Origin of the sequence: Streptomyces sp. NPDC090021 (assembly GCF_044748225.1) — a bacterium.
Classification (GTDB): domain Bacteria; phylum Actinomycetota; class Actinomycetes; order Streptomycetales; family Streptomycetaceae; genus Streptomyces.
In genome coordinates this window covers 231,924-248,753 of sequence record NZ_JBIVFO010000002.1, presented here as the reverse complement: position 1 = coordinate 248,753, position 16,830 = coordinate 231,924, and the positions used below count along the sequence as shown (strand labels likewise).

Annotated in this window: 15 protein-coding genes; 7 read left to right on the top strand and 8 right to left on the bottom strand. The window is 75.0% G+C overall.

From position 1 onward, the window contains the following. The first annotated feature begins 116 nt into the window (after positions 1 to 116). The 3 genes from ACIPXC_RS02275 to ACIPXC_RS02265 all read left to right on the top strand — a co-directional run bounded on the left by ACIPXC_RS02275 (position 117) and on the right by ACIPXC_RS02265 (position 2,568). On the top strand, positions 117 to 731 hold the full coding sequence (locus ACIPXC_RS02275) for a TetR/AcrR family transcriptional regulator (RefSeq protein ID WP_401612529.1): 615 nt from the start codon (positions 117 to 119) through the stop codon (positions 729 to 731). Continuing rightward, complete coding sequence (locus ACIPXC_RS02270) at positions 728 to 1,642, top strand: SDR family oxidoreductase (RefSeq protein WP_401612526.1); 915 nt, start codon at positions 728 to 730, stop codon at positions 1,640 to 1,642. Before ACIPXC_RS02275 ends, ACIPXC_RS02270 begins: the two co-directional genes overlap by 4 nt. Positions 1,643 to 1,704: 62 nt before the next feature. After that, positions 1,705 to 2,568, top strand: coding sequence for a phosphotransferase enzyme family protein (locus tag ACIPXC_RS02265; protein WP_401612523.1), 864 nt, complete (start codon positions 1,705 to 1,707; stop codon positions 2,566 to 2,568). A 120-nt stretch (positions 2,569 to 2,688) separates the two neighbouring features. On the opposite strand, the gene ACIPXC_RS02260 is transcribed toward ACIPXC_RS02265, so the two are convergent. Both ACIPXC_RS02260 and ACIPXC_RS02255 read right to left on the bottom strand, forming a co-directional pair. Then, on the bottom strand, positions 2,689 to 3,402 hold the full coding sequence (locus ACIPXC_RS02260; RefSeq protein ID WP_401612520.1) for a 3'-5' exonuclease: 714 nt from the start codon (positions 3,400 to 3,402) through the stop codon (positions 2,689 to 2,691). Positions 3,403 to 3,662: 260 nt separating this feature from the next. Continuing rightward, positions 3,663 to 4,940: an SAV2148 family HEPN domain-containing protein gene (locus tag ACIPXC_RS02255; protein WP_401612518.1), complete on the bottom strand. Its 1,278-nt coding sequence runs from the start codon at positions 4,938 to 4,940 to the stop codon at positions 3,663 to 3,665. A gap of 286 nt (positions 4,941 to 5,226) precedes the next feature. Between ACIPXC_RS02255 and glgX the strand changes: the two genes are divergently transcribed. Continuing rightward, the gene (gene glgX, locus ACIPXC_RS02250) at positions 5,227 to 7,341 is read left to right on the top strand and encodes a glycogen debranching protein GlgX (protein WP_386617906.1); all 2,115 of its coding nucleotides are present in this window, start codon (positions 5,227 to 5,229) and stop codon (positions 7,339 to 7,341) included. Here the strand turns inward: glgX and ACIPXC_RS02245 are convergent. Next, on the bottom strand, positions 7,326 to 8,618 hold the full coding sequence (locus ACIPXC_RS02245; protein WP_401612515.1) for an MFS transporter: 1,293 nt from the start codon (positions 8,616 to 8,618) through the stop codon (positions 7,326 to 7,328). The two genes, glgX and ACIPXC_RS02245, sit on opposite strands and share 16 nt — an antisense overlap. 82 nt (positions 8,619 to 8,700) lie before the next feature. Between ACIPXC_RS02245 and treY the strand changes: the two genes are divergently transcribed. Beyond that, positions 8,701 to 11,061: a malto-oligosyltrehalose synthase gene (treY, locus tag ACIPXC_RS02240; protein ID WP_401612512.1), complete on the top strand. Its 2,361-nt coding sequence runs from the start codon at positions 8,701 to 8,703 to the stop codon at positions 11,059 to 11,061. A 53-nt stretch (positions 11,062 to 11,114) separates the two neighbouring features. On the opposite strand, the gene ACIPXC_RS02235 is transcribed toward treY, so the two are convergent. Continuing rightward, positions 11,115 to 11,318, bottom strand: a complete 204-nt coding sequence (locus ACIPXC_RS02235; protein WP_401612510.1) for a hypothetical protein — start codon at positions 11,316 to 11,318, stop codon at positions 11,115 to 11,117. Between the two features lie 244 nt (positions 11,319 to 11,562). On the opposite strand from ACIPXC_RS02235, the gene ACIPXC_RS02230 reads away from it, so the two are divergent. Then, a complete protein-coding gene (locus tag ACIPXC_RS02230; protein WP_401612508.1) occupies positions 11,563 to 12,954 on the top strand; it encodes a M14 family zinc carboxypeptidase in 1,392 nt (463 codons plus the stop codon). On the opposite strand, the gene ACIPXC_RS02225 is transcribed toward ACIPXC_RS02230, so the two are convergent. Both ACIPXC_RS02225 and ACIPXC_RS02220 read right to left on the bottom strand, forming a co-directional pair. Further along, complete coding sequence (locus ACIPXC_RS02225; protein ID WP_401612506.1) at positions 12,909 to 13,139, bottom strand: GNAT family N-acetyltransferase; 231 nt, start codon at positions 13,137 to 13,139, stop codon at positions 12,909 to 12,911. The two genes, ACIPXC_RS02230 and ACIPXC_RS02225, sit on opposite strands and share 46 nt — an antisense overlap. A gap of 121 nt (positions 13,140 to 13,260) precedes the next feature. Then, positions 13,261 to 13,824 (bottom strand): DUF1707 and FHA domain-containing protein, encoded by a 564-nt coding sequence (locus ACIPXC_RS02220; RefSeq protein ID WP_401612503.1) that lies wholly within the window; start codon positions 13,822 to 13,824, stop codon positions 13,261 to 13,263. 111 nt (positions 13,825 to 13,935) lie between these two features. Between ACIPXC_RS02220 and treZ the strand changes: the two genes are divergently transcribed. After that, positions 13,936 to 15,696 carry a malto-oligosyltrehalose trehalohydrolase gene (treZ, locus tag ACIPXC_RS02215; RefSeq protein ID WP_401612501.1) on the top strand — a complete coding sequence of 587 codons (1,761 nt, stop codon included), beginning with the start codon at positions 13,936 to 13,938 and terminating at the stop codon, positions 15,694 to 15,696. A gap of 70 nt (positions 15,697 to 15,766) precedes the next feature. Here the strand turns inward: treZ and ACIPXC_RS02210 are convergent, their stop codons facing one another. After that, entirely contained in the window at positions 15,767 to 15,964 is a 198-nt protein-coding gene (locus ACIPXC_RS02210) for a M24 family metallopeptidase (protein WP_401612499.1), read from the bottom strand. After that, entirely contained in the window at positions 15,961 to 16,806 is an 846-nt protein-coding gene (locus ACIPXC_RS02205; protein ID WP_401612496.1) for a LysR family transcriptional regulator, read from the bottom strand. The genes ACIPXC_RS02210 and ACIPXC_RS02205 overlap by 4 nt, the downstream gene beginning before the upstream one ends. Between the last annotated feature and the right edge of the window lie 24 nt (positions 16,807 to 16,830).

The window sequence follows — 16,830 nt, the reverse complement described above, 5'->3', positions numbered from 1 at the left end:
GACGGGAAGCCACCACCCGCCCGCGGTCGGGCGGCGGGACTTGCCGCCGGAGAAGGCTCGGGCTTTAATGAATGAACAGTCATTTATTAACTGCCGGACGAGGAAGGCGGGTGGCCGTGGGACGCCCACGGGGGATCGAGGACGAGGTGATCCTGCGCGCGACCGTGCGGGTCATGGGCCGGTTGGGGCCGACGGGGCTCACCCTGGCCGCCGTGGCCCGCGAGGTCGGTCTGGTGCCCGGCACCCTCGTCCAGCGGTTCGGGTCCAAGCACGGCCTGCTGCTGGCGCTCGCCGACCGGTCCGCCGAGGAGGCCGGCGAACTGGCCGCCCGCGCCCGCGGGGCGCACGCGAGCGCGCTCGACGCCCTGGCGGCGCTGACGTCGCAGGCCTTCGCCGGGATGGACACGCCGGAGAGCTTCGCCCACCACCTGGCCTTCCTGTGCACGGACCTGACCGATCCGCAGCTGTACGAACGCGCCCTGGCCGTTCACCACGCCCAGCGGCGGGCAATCGGTGACCTGCTGGCGGAGGCCGTCGACGCGGGCGAACTCCGCGCCGGAACGGACGTCGCGGCCCTGGCCGGCACCGTGCAGGCGATCACCGCCGGGGCGGGCCTGACCTGGGCCGTCGAACGCGGCGGCACCCTGGCCCAGCGGATGCGGCGGGAACTCGACGCCGTGCTGCACCCCCATCTCCCGCCACGGCACGGCCACGAACCGGAGGAATCATGACCACCGACCCACGCCCGCTCTCCGGAAAGGTGGCCCTGGTCGCCGGCGGCACCCGCGGCGGCGGCCGGGGCATCGCCGTCGAGCTGGGCTCGGCCGGCGCGACCGTGTACGTCACGGGGCGCAGCAGCGGCGCCGCCGGACGCTCGGACCTGGACCGTCCGGAGACGATCGAGGACACGGCGGGCAGGGTCACGGCCGCGGGTGGCCTGGGCATCCCGGTACGGACCGACCACAGCCGTCCCGAGGAGGTACGGGCCCTCGTCGAGCGGATCGCCGCCGACCAGGACGGGCGGCTCGACGTCCTGGTCAACTCGGTGTGGGGAGGTGACCCGTTGACCGACTGGGAACGCCCCTTGTGGGAGCAGGACCTGGAGACCGGGCTGCGGCTGCTGCGGCAGGCGGTGGAGACCCATGTGATCACCAGCCGGTACGCGCTGCCGCTCATGGTCGCCCGCGGGAGCGGCCTGGTGGTCGAGGTCACCGACGGCAACACCGCCCGCTACCGCGGCACGTTCTTCTACGACCTGGCCAAGTCCGCCGTGATCCGCCTCGCGTTCGCACAGTCCGCCGAGCTCAGGCCGCACGGCGTCGCCGCCGTGGCGATCACCCCCGGGTTCCTGCGGTCGGAGGCCGTGCTCGACCACTTCGGCGTCACCGAGGCCGACTGGCGCGGCGGCGTGGCGCAGGACCCGAACTTCGCCCACTCCGAGTCCCCCGCGTACCTGGGCCGGGCGGTCGCGGCGCTGGCGGCCGACCCGCAGATCATGAACAAATCAGGCCGGGCACTGGCGACTTGGGGCCTGTACGAGGAGTACGGGTTCACCGACACCGACGGTACCCGGCCCGACTTCGCCGCCCACTGGGCGAAGAACCTGGAGGCGGAGTACGGCCCCCTCGGCGACCCCCTCTGACCGGAGCCTCCCGTCGCGTCCGGGCGCGTCCGGGCGCGTCCGGGCGGTGGTAGAACAGCAGCATGAACGAAGCGCGGGCGAGGGACGTACTGGCGGCTGCGGGCCTCACCGGCGGTGGGCGCCGGGAGCCCGCGCTGCTCGCCCTCGGCGAGAACGCCGTGTTCGCGGTCGGCGCTCTCGTGGTCAAGGTGGGCCGGGAGGCCGCGCTGCTGGAGCGTGCCGAGCGCGAACTCCTGGTGGCCGACTGGTTCGCCGCGGCCGGCATCCCGGCGGTCCGTGCGGCGGAGCCGAAGCCGCGGCTGGTGGAGGGGCATCCGCTGACCCTGTGGCACCGCCTCCCGGACGCGGTACGGCCCGCTGGGCCCGAGGACCTGGCGGTGCTGCTGCGGGCCGTCCACGCGCTGCCGGAGCCGCCGTTCGCCCTGCCGGCGCGGGACCTGCTGGGCGGGGTCGAGCGCTGGCTGCGGCTGGCGGGGGACGCGATCGACCCGGCCGACGCCGCGTACCTGCGCGCCCGCCGCGACGCCCACGCGGACCAGGTGGCGGCGCTCACCCCGCACCTGACGCCGGGCCCGGTCCACGGCGACGCCCTGCCCCGCAACGTCCACGTGGGCCCGGACGGCCCGGTCCTGGTCGACCTGGAGACCGTCTCGGCCGACCTGCGCGAACACGACCTGGTGGTGATGGCCCTGTCCCACGACCGGTACGGCATGCCCGCCGAGGAGTACGAGGCCTTCGTGACGGCGTACGGGTGGGACGTCCGCGACTGGGCGGGCTGTGCGGTCCTGCGCGGCGCCCGCGAGACGGCCGGCTGCGCCTGGGTCGCCCAGCACGCGCCCGGCAACGCCGCCGCCGGGGCCGAGTTCCGCCGCCGCGTGGCCTCGCTCAGGGAGGGCGACCCGCGGACGCGGTGGCGTCCGTTCTAGAGGGTGTCCCGCCGAAGGCGGGTACGGCGCCGACCCGCGAACCTCCACGACTGCGGGCCCTCGCGCCCGGGGAGGGCCGAGCGCCGCAGGTCAGCGGCTCCGGGGTCAGCGGCTCCGGGGTCAGCGGCTCCGGGGGATGAGGGGCCAGGCCGGCTCGACGACCGCCGTCGGGTCTGCGGTGCGCCGCAGGTAGGCCTGGAGCGAGGCCGACTGCTCGGCCGCCGCACGCACCTGGAGGCCGTGCAGGTCCGCCAGGGACATCAGGCCGACGGGCTGGTGCCTCTCCCCTATCCGGCGCACCACGCGGGCGGCGGCCACGGCATCCGCCCTCGCATCGTGCGCGTCATCGAGCGACACGCCGTAGTGGGCGCACAACGCGTGCAGGGCCCGCTTGCCCTTCCGGTACTTGTCGACGTGCTTGTCGATCACCAGCGGATCGATGACGGGCGCGGGCACGCCACCGAGCCGCTCGGTGATCGACGCGACCCCGTGGCGCCGGCACTCGCGGTCCAGCAGCGACAGGTCATAGCGTGCGTTCATCACCACCAGGGGCGTCCCCGACCGCAGCCCCTCGGCGACCGCCTGCGCGATCTCCTCGACGGCCGAAGCGGCCCGCGCCCCGTGCTCGCGGGCGTGCTGCGTGGAGATCCCGTGGATCGCCGACGCCTGCTCCGGTATGGCCACCCCCGGATCCAGCAGCCAGGTCCGCTCGGCCGCGACGGCTCCGGCCGGATCCAGCCGCACGACCGCCGCCGTCACGATGCGGTCGGTCTCCACGTCGGTGCCCGTGGTCTCCAGGTCGAAGGCCACCAACGGCCCACTGATCCAGCTCATCGCGCGGCCCTCGTTCCGGCCGGGGCCGCCGGGGCCGCCGGAGCCCCCTGCAGGACCGGAGTCCCCCGGTCCGCCGGCCGGCCGCACCGCCCGTGCGCCGCGCCGGCGCGCACCTCGCGTCCGATCGGCACCCGGCCGTGCCGGTCCCTCGTACCGCGCTGGTCCTCCACCCCGTGTCCTTCCCCCGTACAGCTTCGGTCAACGGGTTTCAGCCTGCCACGGGCCACTGACAAGCCAGGCGACGCCCCCTCCCGGGAGGCTCAGGACACCGGGCGGGAGTCCTCCCACATCGACTCGAACTCCTCCCGGTAGGTCGCGAACAGCCCGTGGTCCGCATCCCTGGGCACCCCCCGCCCGCCGCCCCGCAGCACCAGCACCGGCGACTCCATCCCCCGCGCCCGCCTCAGGTACGACTGGACCACCGCTATCCCCGAGGACTGCCCCTCCACCAGGTAGGCGGTGAAACGGGGCGTCTCGTCGAAGACGTGGATCTCGAAGCGCGAGGGGTCCCGCAGCCCCGCCCGGACCCGTCGCACGTGCAGGATGTTCATCTCCACCGAGCGGCTCAGCTCGCCCTTGCGCAGCCCCAGCTCCCGCTCCCGGCGTTTGACCGCGCTGCTCGCCGGATTCAGGAACAGCAGCCGCACCCGGCAGCCCGCCTCGGTCAGCCGGACGAGTCTTCGCCCGGAGAAGTTCTGCACGAGCAGGTTGAGACCTATCCCGATGGCGTCGAGGCGCCGCGCGCCCCCGAAGAGGTCCTCCGCCGGCAGGTTGCGCTGGAGCCGCACCCGGTCCGGGTGGACCGAGACGACGTCCGCGTAGCGGTCCCCCACCAGGTCCTCGACGGCGTCGATCGGCAGCCGGTCCGCGGCGGGGCCGCCGGAGCCGCCGCCCAGCACCTCCAGCAGCCGCGCCGAGGCCCGCTCCGCCTGCTCCAGCACGGGCCGCGACAGCGCCCGGTTGCGGGAGACTACGTTGCGGGTGACCTCCAGCTCGTCCAGGGCCAGCTCGATCTCGCGCCGGTCGTCGAAGTACGGCTCGAAGCACGGCCAGTGCTGGACCATCAGCTCGCGCAGCTGCGGCAGGGTCAGGAAGCTCAGCACGTTGTCGTCGGCGGAGTCGAGCAGGTAGCCCTTGCGCCGGCTGACCTCGCGCACGGCCACCGCCCGCTGCACCCACTCCTGCCCGGCGGGACCGGCGGCCGCGACGACCCAGTCGTCCCCGCCGTGCACCGGTTCGTAGATCGGCCGCAGCACCGCGCCGACCACCGACCGCAGCCGCTGTTCGATCAGGTTGAGCCAGATGTACGCCCGGCCGGCCCGCTGCGCCCGCGTACGGACCTCGCTCCAGGCCTCCGCGCCCCAGTCCAGCTCGGCGCCGGCCCCCGCGCTCCCGGCCTCCGCCGGCCCGCCCGCCAGGGAGACCGTCCCTGCCGGGATCCCCGTCGGCGCCCCGCCGGGGACACCTCCTGGGGCGTCCGCCGGGCCACCCTCGTGACTGCTGTCACCAGGGGGCAGCTCCAGACCTCCCGAGCTCACCCGTGCACCGCCTTCTGCGTCTGGACGCCCGTCTCCAGTGATCACGGAAGGGTATCCCGCGCGCGCGGCCCGGTGCAGCCCGATGAGGCTTACGGAGACCGTCCGTCGACCCATTATCGGATGCAAGGACAGTCCGCTGACCCGCCTATCAGCTCTGCGGGTCACCCGGTAGGACCACTCCCAAGTCCGCGCGTGAGGACCCTCTTTCGGGGAAGATCTGCCAGTGACGCGGTCCACGCCGGATCATCCGGGACGTCTTTCGACACCGAGGGAAGAGTCGTTGTCTATGCAGGTCTGGCCAGGACAGGCGTATCCCCTCGGCGCCACGTACGACGGCGCCGGAACGAACTTCGCGGTCTACTCCGAGGCCGCCCGGCGCATCGAGCTGTGCCTCCTCCACGACGACGGGTCGGAGACCGCCGTCGAGCTGCGCGAGACGGACGCCTTCGTGCGCCACGCGTACCTGCCGGGGATCATGCCGGGCCAGCGCTACGGCTTCCGCGTGCACGGCCCCTACGAGCCCGAGCGCGGCCGGCGCTGCAACGCGGCGAAACTGCTGCTGGACCCGTACGCGCGGGCGATCAGCGGCCGGGTGAACTGGAACGAGGCGGTGTACGGCTACCACTTCGGCCGGCCCGACTCCCGCAACGACCTGGACTCGGCCCCGCACACGATGAGCTCGGTGGTGGTGAACCCGTACTTCGACTGGGCCAACGACCGTCCGCCGCGCCACGAGTACCACCACACCGTGCTGTACGAGGCCCACGTCAAGGGCCTGACCATGCGCCACCCCGACCTGCCCGAGGAACTGCGCGGCACCTACGGTGCGCTCGCGCACCCGGCGGTCATCGGCCACCTCGCCAAGCTCGGGGTCACGGCTCTGGAGCTGATGCCGGTGCACCAGTTCGTCAACGACCACCGGCTGGTCAACGACGGGCTGAGCAACTACTGGGGCTACAACACGATCGGTTTCTTCGCCCCGCACAACGGCTACGCCTCGGGCGACCGCGGCCAGCAGGTGCTGGAGTTCAAGTCCGCCGTGCGGGCCCTGCACGAGGCCGGGATCGAGGTGATCCTCGACGTGGTCTACAACCACACCGCCGAAGGCAACCACCTGGGCCCGACGCTGTCCTTCCGCGGGCTCGACAACGCCTCGTACTACCGGCTGTCGGACGATCCGCGGCACTACATGGACACCACGGGCACCGGGAACTCGCTGCTGATGCGGTCCCCGCACGTACTCCAGCTGATCATGGACTCGCTGCGCTACTGGGTCACCGAGATGCACGTGGACGGCTTCCGCTTCGATCTCGCGGCGACGCTGGCCCGGCAGTTCCACGAGGTAGACCGGCTGTCGTCGTTCTTCGACCTCGTCCAGCAGGACCCGGTGGTCAGCCAGGTGAAGCTGATCGCGGAGCCGTGGGACCTCGGCGAGGGCGGCTACCAGGTGGGCAACTTCCCGCCGCTGTGGACGGAGTGGAACGGCAAGTACCGCGACACCGTGCGGGACCTGTGGCGGGGGCAGCCGCGCACCCTGGCGGAGTTCGCGGGGCGGCTGACCGGGTCCTCGGACCTGTACCAGGACGACGGGCGGCGCCCGCTGGCCTCCATCAACTTCACGACCTGCCACGACGGGTTCACCCTGAACGACCTCGTCTCGTACGACGAGAAGCACAACGAGGCCAACCGCGAGGGCAACCGGGACGGCGAGAGCCACAACCGGTCCTGGAACTGCGGGGTGGAGGGCCCGACGGAGGATCCGGAGATCACGGCGCTGCGCGAGCGCCAGATGCGCAACTTCACCGCGACCCTGCTGCTGTCGCAGGGCGTGCCGATGCTCAGCCACGGCGACGAGTTCGGCCGCACCCAGGGCGGCAACAACAACGCCTACTGCCAGGACAACGAACTGTCCTGGGTGGCCTGGCCGGAGCCCGGCAAACCGGCCCCTTCGCTGCTGGAGTTCACCCGCCGGATGGTGTGGCTGCGCCGCGACCACCCGGTCTTCCGGCGGCGCCGCTTCTTCCACGGCCGGCCCGTGGAGGGCACGCACGACGAGCTCTCCGACATCGCCTGGTTCACCCCGCACGGGGAGGAGATGCGGGCGCGTGACTGGCAGGCGCAGCACGCCCGGGCGCTGACCGTGTTCCTCAACGGGGAGGCGATCTCCGAGCCGGGCAGCCGGGGCGAACGGATCACCGACGACTCGTTCCTGCTGATGTTCAACGCCGGTGCGGACCCGCAGGAGTTCACCGTGCCGCCCGGGCACGGCGCGCAGTGGCGGCTGGTGGTCGACACCGCCCGGGCGGACGTACTGCCACCCGGAACCGGGCCGCAGTACGCGGCCGGCGACCGGGTGGCGCTGACGGGACGGTGCCTGGTGGTGCTTCAGCGGCCCGCGTAGGCGGGGTCCGGCGCCGGCCGGCCGCCCGGCCCGGCCCCCGGCCCGGCCCCCGGGCCGACGGGTTCGGCGGCGTACCCGCGGGCGGCGGGCACGGGGGTGACGAGGGCGAGGGCGAGGCAGAACGCCGCCGCGGCCACGGCCACGGCGAAGGCCGCGCTCGGGCCGAACCGCTCGGCGAGGCGCCCGGCGACCACGAGCGCGGCGGCCTGCCCGGCCACCAGGCTGCTGGCGGCGAAGGCCATGGCGGTGGCCAGCCGGTCCGGTTCCACGGCCCGCTCGGTCAGTGCGAACGCGGTGATCAGGTGGGGTGCGTAGGCGGCGCCGAGGACGGTGACGACCGCGTACAGCGGCCACAGTCCGTCCGTGACCAGCAGGGGCGCGGAGAGCACGAGGGCGGCGGCGGTGGCCGCCCGCCAGCGCAGTCGCAGGCCGAAGCGGGCGGGCAGCGCGCCGAGCGCGAGGCCGACGGCGGCGCTGACGACGCCCATCGCGGAGTAGACGACGGCTGCCTGGTCCGGGACGCCGAGGCGGATGGTGAGCGCGGTGATGCCGGCCTGGCAGGCGCCGAACATGACGCCCTGGAGGGCGAGGGAGCACCGTACGGCGTGGACCACGGCGGGCGGCCGGGCCCGGCTTTTCGCGCGCCGTTCGCGCGCCGGGGAGCCGGCGGTGGCCGAGGCGGTGGGGTGCAGGGCGAAGGCACCGCCGAAGACGGCGACGAGGCCGGCCGCCCCGGCCAGGGCGAAGGCCGGGTGCGCGATCAGTGCGGCGAGCCCGACCAGGGCGGGCCCGAAGACGAAGGAGACCTCGTCCAGGGTGCCCTCAAGAGCGTGGACGGCGCCGACGACACCCTCGTCGGCCCCGGAGCGGCGGGCCAGGGCGACGGAGCGGGTCCGGGCGAGCGGCCCGATCAGCGGCACGGAGGCACCGGTGAGCGCGCCGATCGCGGCGAGCGGGAGGGTCGCGAGGTGGGTGAGCGCACCGGCGACGAGGGCCGCGGTGGCGACGGCGTTGACGGCGGCGGCGACCAGGACGACGGGGCGCTGCCCGTGCCGGTCGGCGAGCCGGCCGAGGACGGGTCCGAAGAGGACCTGGCCGAGGGAGAGGGCGCCGCCGACGATGCCCGCGGTGGCCAGGGAGCCGCTGGTCCGGGCGACCAGCAGGAAGCTTCCGAACTGGGACATCGCGACCGGCAGGCGGGCGAGGAAGGAGACGAGGGGGAGGAGGGGCCCGGTCAGGGCGATGACTCTTCGATACGTGGTGACGGTTCCGAGCACTTGATCGACACTAACCCGGCGCAGTCACTCGGATGCATTGGGTCATGGCACGGAATCCGACAGGTTGGGTACGTACGTTCTCATGAGCCAGCCGCACCCGACCCCCGCATCGGAATCCGATCTTCCGAAACCTGTCGCTCCGGCGTCGACCTACCGTCTCCAACTGCGTCCGGAATTCCCGTTCGCGGCGGCCGAGGCGGCCGTGCCGTACCTCGCCTCGCTCGGCGTGTCGCACCTGCACCTCTCCCCCGTCCTGGAGGCGGCGCCCGGATCGGCCCACGGGTACGACGTCACCGACCACTCGCGCGTACGGGCCGAGCTCGGCGGCGAGCCCGGACTGCGGGCCCTGGCCTCGACGGCCCGGGCGCACGGCCTCGGCCTGGTCCTCGACATCGTGCCCAACCACATGGCGGTACCGACACCGCTGCGGCTCAACCGGCCACTGTGGGAGGTGCTGCGGGACGGGCCCGGTTCGCCGTACGCGCACTGGTTCGACATCGACTGGGAGGCCGGCGGCGGACAGGTGGTGCTCCCGCTCCTGCCGGGGCCGGCGGACTCCTGCGACCTGCGGGTCGAGGGCGGGGTGCTGCGCCACGGGGAGCAGGAGTTCCCGCTGCGGGAGGGGACCGAGGGCCTGGCCCTGCCGGAGCTGCTGGCCGCGCAATGGTACCGGCCGACCTGGTGGCGGGAGACCGCCACCGCGCTCAACTACCGGCGTTTCTTCACCATTTCGGAGCTGATCGGGGTCCGGGTGGAGGAACCGGAGGTGTTCACGGCCACCCACGCGAAGGTGCTGGAGCTGGTCCGCGACGGCGTCGCGCAGGGGCTCCGGATCGACCACGTGGACGGCCTGGCCGACCCGGAGGAGTACCTGGGCCGGCTCCGGGCCGCGGCGGGCGACGACTGCTGGGTGGTCGTGGAGAAGATCCTGGCCCGCCACGAGCGGTTGCCGGCCGGATGGCCGGTGGCGGGGACCACCGGGTACGACGCGCTGCACCGGGTCGACGGGGTGTTCACCGATCCCGAGGGTGCCGCGGAACTGGCGTCCCGGTACGGGGAGTCGACCGGGCTGCCGCCGTGGCCGGAGACGGCCAGGGCCTGTGCGCGGGAGGTGCTGACCGTCGACCTGGCGGCCGAGCTGGGGGTGCTGGAGCGCCGTGCCGGCGGGGAACTGGCTCCGGCGGTACGCGAGTTGTTGATCGCCTTGCCGGTCTACCGGCCCTATCCCGGCGATCCGGAGCTGCCGCCGCAGGCACGGGAGCGGGCGGCCGAGCTGGCCGGTCCGGCCGCGGTGGCGGGCGTGCGGGAGCTGCTGCTGCGGGACCCGGCCTTCGCCGCCCGGTTCGCCCAGACCTCTGCGGCCCTGCGCGCCAAGTCCCTGGAGGACCGGGCCTTCTACCGGTACGCGCCACTGCTGTCGGCCACCGAGGTGGGCGGGGAGCCGGGAGGTCCCGCGGTGTCGCCCGAGGAGTTCCACGCGTACTGCGCCACCCTGGCCCGGGACTGGCCCCGGACGGGCACCGTGCTGTCCACGCACGACACCAAGCGCAGCGCCGACGTACGGGCGCGGATCTCGGTGCTGTCGCAGGCTCCGGAGCTGATGGGCTCCCCCGCGGGCGCCTCCGCCGACGACTCCGACACCGCCGAGACCGCCGACGGCTCCGACGGCTCCGACGGCTCCGACGGCCCGCTCGGCGGGAAGGCCGCCCGTGACCCCCACCTGGCCTGGGTGGCCCGGCAGACCGCGCTGGGGCTCGGCCGGGCCCCCGAGGCGGTGCCGCGGCTGGCCGACGCCCTGCTCAAGGGGGCCCGCGAGGCGGCCCTGCACACCAGCTGGACCGACCCGAACGAGGAGTACGAGACGGGTGTGGCCGGCTACGCCCCCGCCCCGCTCGACCTCCCGGCGGACCTCGCGGAGGCCGCCCGCGCCAACCTGCTCGGCATGGCGCTGCTGCACCTCGCGATGCCGGGGGTCCCGGAGGTCTACCAGGGCGCGGAGACCGAGTACCGGGCCCTGGTGGACCCGGACAACCGGCGCCCGGCGCGTTTCCCGCGCACCGCGCTCGCCCGGCTGGACGCGGGGGCCCTCCCGGACGGCCCGGCCGAGGAGAAGCTGGCTCTCACGGCGGCGCTGCTGCGGCTGCGCCGCGACCGGCCGGAACTCTTCCACGGCTACGCCCCCGTCGCGGCCCGCGGTCCGGCGGCCGGCCATCTGGTGGCCTTCACCCGGGCTCCGGGCCTGCTGGTGGCCGCCACCCGGCTGTCCCACCGCCTGGCGGCGTCGGGCGGCTGGCGCAGCACCCGGCTGGACCTCCCGCCCGGCAGGTGGACGCCCGTACTGCCCCCGCGCACCGGGCGGAGCGCCCGCGCCGTGCACAGCGGCTCAGCCAGGGTGACCGCCCTGCTGGACGACCGTCCGGTGGGGATCTGGCTCCGCCGCTGACCCCCGCCCCCCGGCCGGCCCGGTGGCGTCCGGGGCCGTCGCGGCCCCGGTGCTCAGGAGTTCCGCGAAGGCCGCCGCCGCGCCGGTCGGCGGGACCCGGGAGAAGACCGCCGGGCGCCGGTGCCACGGGGGGGCGGGGAGAGCGGGGCGCGGTCCTCACCGACGGCGCCCCGGACCGTGCGGGCCGGGGCCATGACGATGCCCGCGCCGGCGGCCGCCCTCCGGACGGCCGTCGAGGTGTGTTCCGTACGGAGCACGGTGCGCGGGGTGAAGCCGACCTCGCCGCAGGCCCGGTCGAGGACGAGGACGCCGTCGACCAGCGGGCTCTATGGCGCAGCGGATCCATGGCGCAGCGGATCCGGTGGCGCGGGGCCTGCCGGGGACGCCGCGGCACAGCCATGGCCAGGGGTTTCGCCGGATCTCGGGGGAACTGCGGAGCCCGTACAGCAGTAGGCGGCGGGCCCGGCGGGCATGGCATCCCTTGTGACTCTCCTCCGTGACATGTGCTACCCCACACCGCAGGAACTCGGGGTGTCCGCCCGGGCTCTGGCGGACGAACACCCCGGTGAGGTCCGGCTCCGCCAGGCCGGTACCTCGCGGGCCGGGCAGCCGATCTGGGTGCTGTCCGTAGCGGCGACCGCGGCGGCCGGCGCGGGCCCGTCGGAACGCCCGGACGGCGCGGTCGGCGCGGTCGGCCCGGTCCGGACGGACCGCCCCGGCGACGGGGACGGCACGGACCGCCGGGACGTTGCGGGCACCCGCAACGTCCTCGTCGTCGCCGGGGCCCACGCCAACGAGCCCGTCGGCGGGGCCACGGCGCTCTCGCTCGCCCGCCGGCTCCTGCGCGACCCGGCGCCGCGGGCGGGCTGCGGCTGGCACTTCCTGCTCTGCGCCGACCCGGACGGCGCGGACCTGCACCGCACGCCCCGCCCGTACTCGCTGCTGGACTACCACCGGTACTTCTTCCGGCCGCCCGGGCCCGAACAGCCCGAGTGGGCACCGTCGTTACTGCCCGCGGACCTGCTGCCGCCGGAGACCCTGGCGCTCCTCGCGCTCATCGACGAGCTGCGGCCCGTCCTCCAGGTCTCCCTGCACGCCACCGACCTCGGCGGCTCCTGGGTGCAGCTCACGCGGGACATACCGGGCCTCGCCGAGCCGTTCGGCAAATCGGCCGCCGACCTGCGCATCCCGGTGGAGAACGGGGCCTCGGACGCCGCCGGCTGGCCCTCCCCCGGGCCCGGGATCTTCGTGATCCCGGAGCCGGGCAGCGAGGCCGCCGGAGCGTTCCACCCGGAGGACACCCGGCTGAGCACCTGGTACCACGCCCACCGGTACGACGGCACCACCGCGATCGTGGAAGTCCCCATGTGGGCCTCCGACCTGGTGGACGACCCGGCCCCGCACCCCGACCCGCGCGGCGCCCTGCGGATGCTCGCCGGGCGGCTGACCGCGGACGCCGCGCTCGTCGGCGCGGCCCGGGAGCGCGCCCGGAGCCGGGAAGGGCCGCGGCCGGGCGCGCACGAGGACCCGGCCGCGGCCCCGCTGCTGCGCGCGGTGGACTGGACGCTCGCGCTGATCCCCCGGATCGCCGTCGAGTGGACCGGCCCCGGCGCCCCCGCGGAGGCCACGGCGGCGTACATCGCCAGCATCGACGCCTTCGGGCGCCGGCTGTCGCTGCGCGCGGCGGCGATGCTGCTGCGGGTCCTGCGCGCCGAGGGGCATCCGGCGGCGCCCGGGCTGGACCGGCTGGTCACCGGCTGGTGCGGGGAGTTCGCCTCCCGGTTCGGGGCCCGCTGGATCCCGGTGGCCACCCAGGTGGAGCACCAGTCCCGTACGGTCCTGGCCGCCTACGCACGGCTCGTGGCGGCCGGCCGGCCCACGGGAAGGGTGTAGCGGAACTCGGGGTCCGAGGCGGCGCCGAGGCGGTCGTAGAAGCGGATCGCCCCCTCATTCCATTCGGGGGTCTGCCACTGGACCTGCTCCAGGCCCAGTTCGCGGGCCAGCCCCGTCACGCCGTCCACCAGGGCGGCGCCCAGGCCCTGGCCGCGGGCCGCCGCGGCCAGGTAGAGGCAGTCCATCCTGCGCGGTCCCTCCCGACGACGGCGGACCGGTGGCGGACCGGTGGGGGGCCAGCGGGGGCCGGCGGGCACCGGCGGGCGGGCCGGTCAGGCGCGACCGGCGGGCGGCCGGGGCCCGGGCTCAGCCGGCCGAGAGGCGGAAGGTCATGTTGCCGAAGCCGACCTGGTCGCCGTCGCGGACGATCGCGGAGCCCGTCACGCGGCGGCCGTTGACGCTGGTGCCGTTGGTGGAACCGAGATCCTTGAGCACCCACACCCCGTCGCGCAGGCTCAGTTCCGCGTGCATCCGGGAGACGGTCTCGTGGCTGAGGCGCAGCCCGTTGCCGGGGTCGCGGCCGATCCGCAGGACCGCGGCGCTCGGGTGCGGCAGCAGCAGCTTGGGCAGCCGCTCGGCGTTCCAGGCGCGCCGTACCCCGGCGGACACCGCCGAGACCCGGCCGACCCAGCCGAACAGCTTTCGGGTCCAGGGGCTTTCGGCGGCCTCCCGGGACTGGAGGTCCGCGGTGAGGACCGCGAGGTCCTCGGAACGGCGGGCCACCAGGGCCAGTTCCATGCGCCGCAGGAAGGTGTCGTGGGACAGCCTGCCGAGGGCCGCGCCCTCCCTGAGCTGGCCCAGCGCACGGTCTCGCTCGGCGTCCGACAGCCGCGGCGCGGGGAAGGCAGGAAGTTCGAAACTCGACGTCACAGGGTGATTGTCGGCCCGTCGGGGGCGGAGTGTCCAGAACTCCCCCGCCCCGCCCGCGATGATGGGCACGATGGGCATGCTGGACACCGCCGACAGACGAGGGGGCCGCCCGTGCGGTTCGAGGTGTGGGCACCGCTGACGGGCCGGGTCGCCCTGCGACTCGACGACGTGACGTACGACATGGCACGCGATCCGGACCGGGACGGCTGGTGGACCGTGCAGGCCCCGGCCGGGGACGGCAGCCGCTACGGCTTCCTCCTGGACGGGGACGAGGACGGGGTCGCCGTCCCGCGCCCCGACCCGCGCGGCCGGCGGCTCCCGGACGGCCCCGACGGGCTGTCCGCCGTCGTCGACTTCGGCGCCCTCACCCCGCGGTCCGCCCCGTCGCCGCGCATCCCGCTCCAGGACGCGGTCCTGTACGAACTCCACGTCGGCACCTTCACCCCCGAGGGCACCTTCGACGCGGCGGCGGCCCGCCTCGGCCACCTCGCCGCCCTCGGGGTCACGCACGTGGAGCTGATGCCGGTGTGCCCCTTCTCCGGCATCCACGGCTGGGGGTACGACGGGGTCGCGCCCTGGGCCGTGCACGAGCCGTACGGCGGCCCGGCCGGCCTTGCCCGCTTCACGGAGGCCGCGCACGCGGCCGGGCTGGGCGTGGTACTCGACGTCGTGCACAACCACCTCGGCCCCTCCGGCAACCATCTCCCCGCCTTCGGCCCGTACTTCACCGACACCCACCACACCCCGTGGGGCGCGGCGGTGAACCTGGACGCGCCGGGCTCCGACGAGGTGCGCGCGTACCTCATCGGCAGCGCGCTCGCCTGGCTGCGCGACTACGGCATCGACGGGCTGCGGCTCGACGCCGTCCACGCCCTGGCCGACGGGCGGGCGCTGACCTTCCTGGAGGAACTGTCCGCGGCCGTGGACGCGCTGGCCGCCGAGACCGGCCGGCCGCTGTTCCTGATCGCCGAGTCCGACCGGTGTGACCCGCGCACCACCACCCCGCGCGCGGCCGGCGGCCTGGGCCTGCAGGCCCAGTGGAACGACGACTTCCACCACGCCCTGCACTGCGCGCTGACCGGTGAATCCCACGCGTACTACGCCGACTTCGCCGAGGCGCCGCTGGCCGCCCTGGCCAAGACCCTGACCCGGGTCTTCTTCCACGACGGGACCTGGTCGTCCTTCCGGGGCCGCACGCACGGCCGCCCGGTGGACCACCGCCGGACCCCCGCCCATCGGTTCGTCGGCTACTCCCAGACCCACGACCAGATCGGCAACCGGGCGCTCGGCGACCGGCTCTCGGCCTCCCTCTCCCCCGGGCTGCTGGCCTGCGCGGCGACGGTGGCGCTGACCGGGCCCTTCGTGCCGATGCTGTTCATGGGCGAGGAGTGGGGGGCGCGCACCCCGTGGCAGTACTTCACCGACCACCCCGGTCCGGAACTGGCCGAGGCGGTGCGGTCAGGCCGGCGCCGGGAGTTCGCGGCGCACGGCTGGAAGGCCGAGGAGATCCCCGACCCGCAGGACCCGGCCACCCGGGACCGCTCCTGCCTGGACTGGTCGGAGCCCGAACAGCCGGTCCACGCCCGCCTGCTGGACTGGTACCGCACTCTGGTGACGCTCCGCCGCACCCACCCGGACCTGCGCGATCCGGACCTGGCCGCGGTCCGGGTCGCCCACGACGAGGAGCGGCGCCGGCTCACCTTCCGGCGGGGCGACGTACGGGTGGCCGTGAACCTCTCCGCCGAGCCGGTGACGATCGCCCTGGGCCGCAACGGGGTGCGGGTGCTGGCGTCCTGGGAGCCGCTCGAACACCCCGGGCCGGACGGGCGGATCCACCTGCCGGGCGAGTCGGCGGTGGTCCTCGGTCCCTGAGCGGGCGTACACCGCCCCGTGCCGTGGTCGTCGGGGTTCACCGGGTCGGCACACCCTCACGGCCGCGGCACTACGCGACGACGGCGAGTTCGCGCGGGGCGTTGTTGAGGCGGCGCCCGCCGTCCTCGGTGACGGTCACGACGTCCTCGATGCGGACGCCGAAACGGCCCGGCAGGTACACACCGGGCTCCACGGAGAAGCACATGCCGGGCACCAGGGGCTGCTCCTCCCCTCGACCAGGTACGGCGGCGTGGGTGTCGTCCGTCATAGGGAGGATCCTGCCGTGAGCCGTGCCGCGAGGGCAGCGGCCGCGCCGGTCGGAGTGCCGGGCGAGAGCAGTTCCGTACGGTGCACCAGGCGCGGGCCGGACAGCGGTACGGCGACGCCCGCGCCGGCGGCCTCGGCCACGCGGCGCGGGAGGAGCGCGAGGCCGTGCCCGGCGGCGGCCAGGGCGCAGAGGGAGAGCAGGTCGGTGCCCTCGTAGCGGACGGAGGCACGGGCGGCGGTGAGCGGCAGGCCGACGCCGGGGGCGTCGATCCAGCGGGCGTCGGCGAGGTCGTCCAGGCGGACGGCGGCCCGGCCGGCGAAGGGGTGCCCGTCGGGCAGCAGCACGGCCAGTTCCTCCTCTCCGACTCCCGTCACGGTGAGCGGCGCCACGTCGGGCAGCCGCAGCGGGTCGCTGGGGGCGGCCGGGCCGTCGACCAGCCCGAGGTCGCAGCCGCCGGTGGCCACGGCGGCGGGCACCTCGACCGGGGGCAGCACGCGCAGGGTGACGCCGGTGGCGGGCAGGGCCGCGAGCAGCCGCGGGCCCACGGCGAGCGGGGAGGCGGCGAGGGTGATGCGCCCGGGTGGGGCTGCGGCCAGGCGCAGTACGTCGGCCCGCGCGGCGTCGAGCCGCAGCAGGAGCGGCCCGGCGTGCTCCAGGAGCCGCACCCCGGCCGGGGTCGGTGCGACGGGCCGGCGGGTGAGGAGTTCCGCCCGCAGGTCGCCCTCCAGCGCCGCGATGTGCTGGGAGACCGCGGACTGGGTGTAGCCCAGCTCGCGGGCGGCGCCGGAGAAGGAGGAGAGCCGGGCCACGGTGACGAAGGTGCGGAGCAGGTGCGGATCCATGGTCATCAGGATCACTTATCGCAG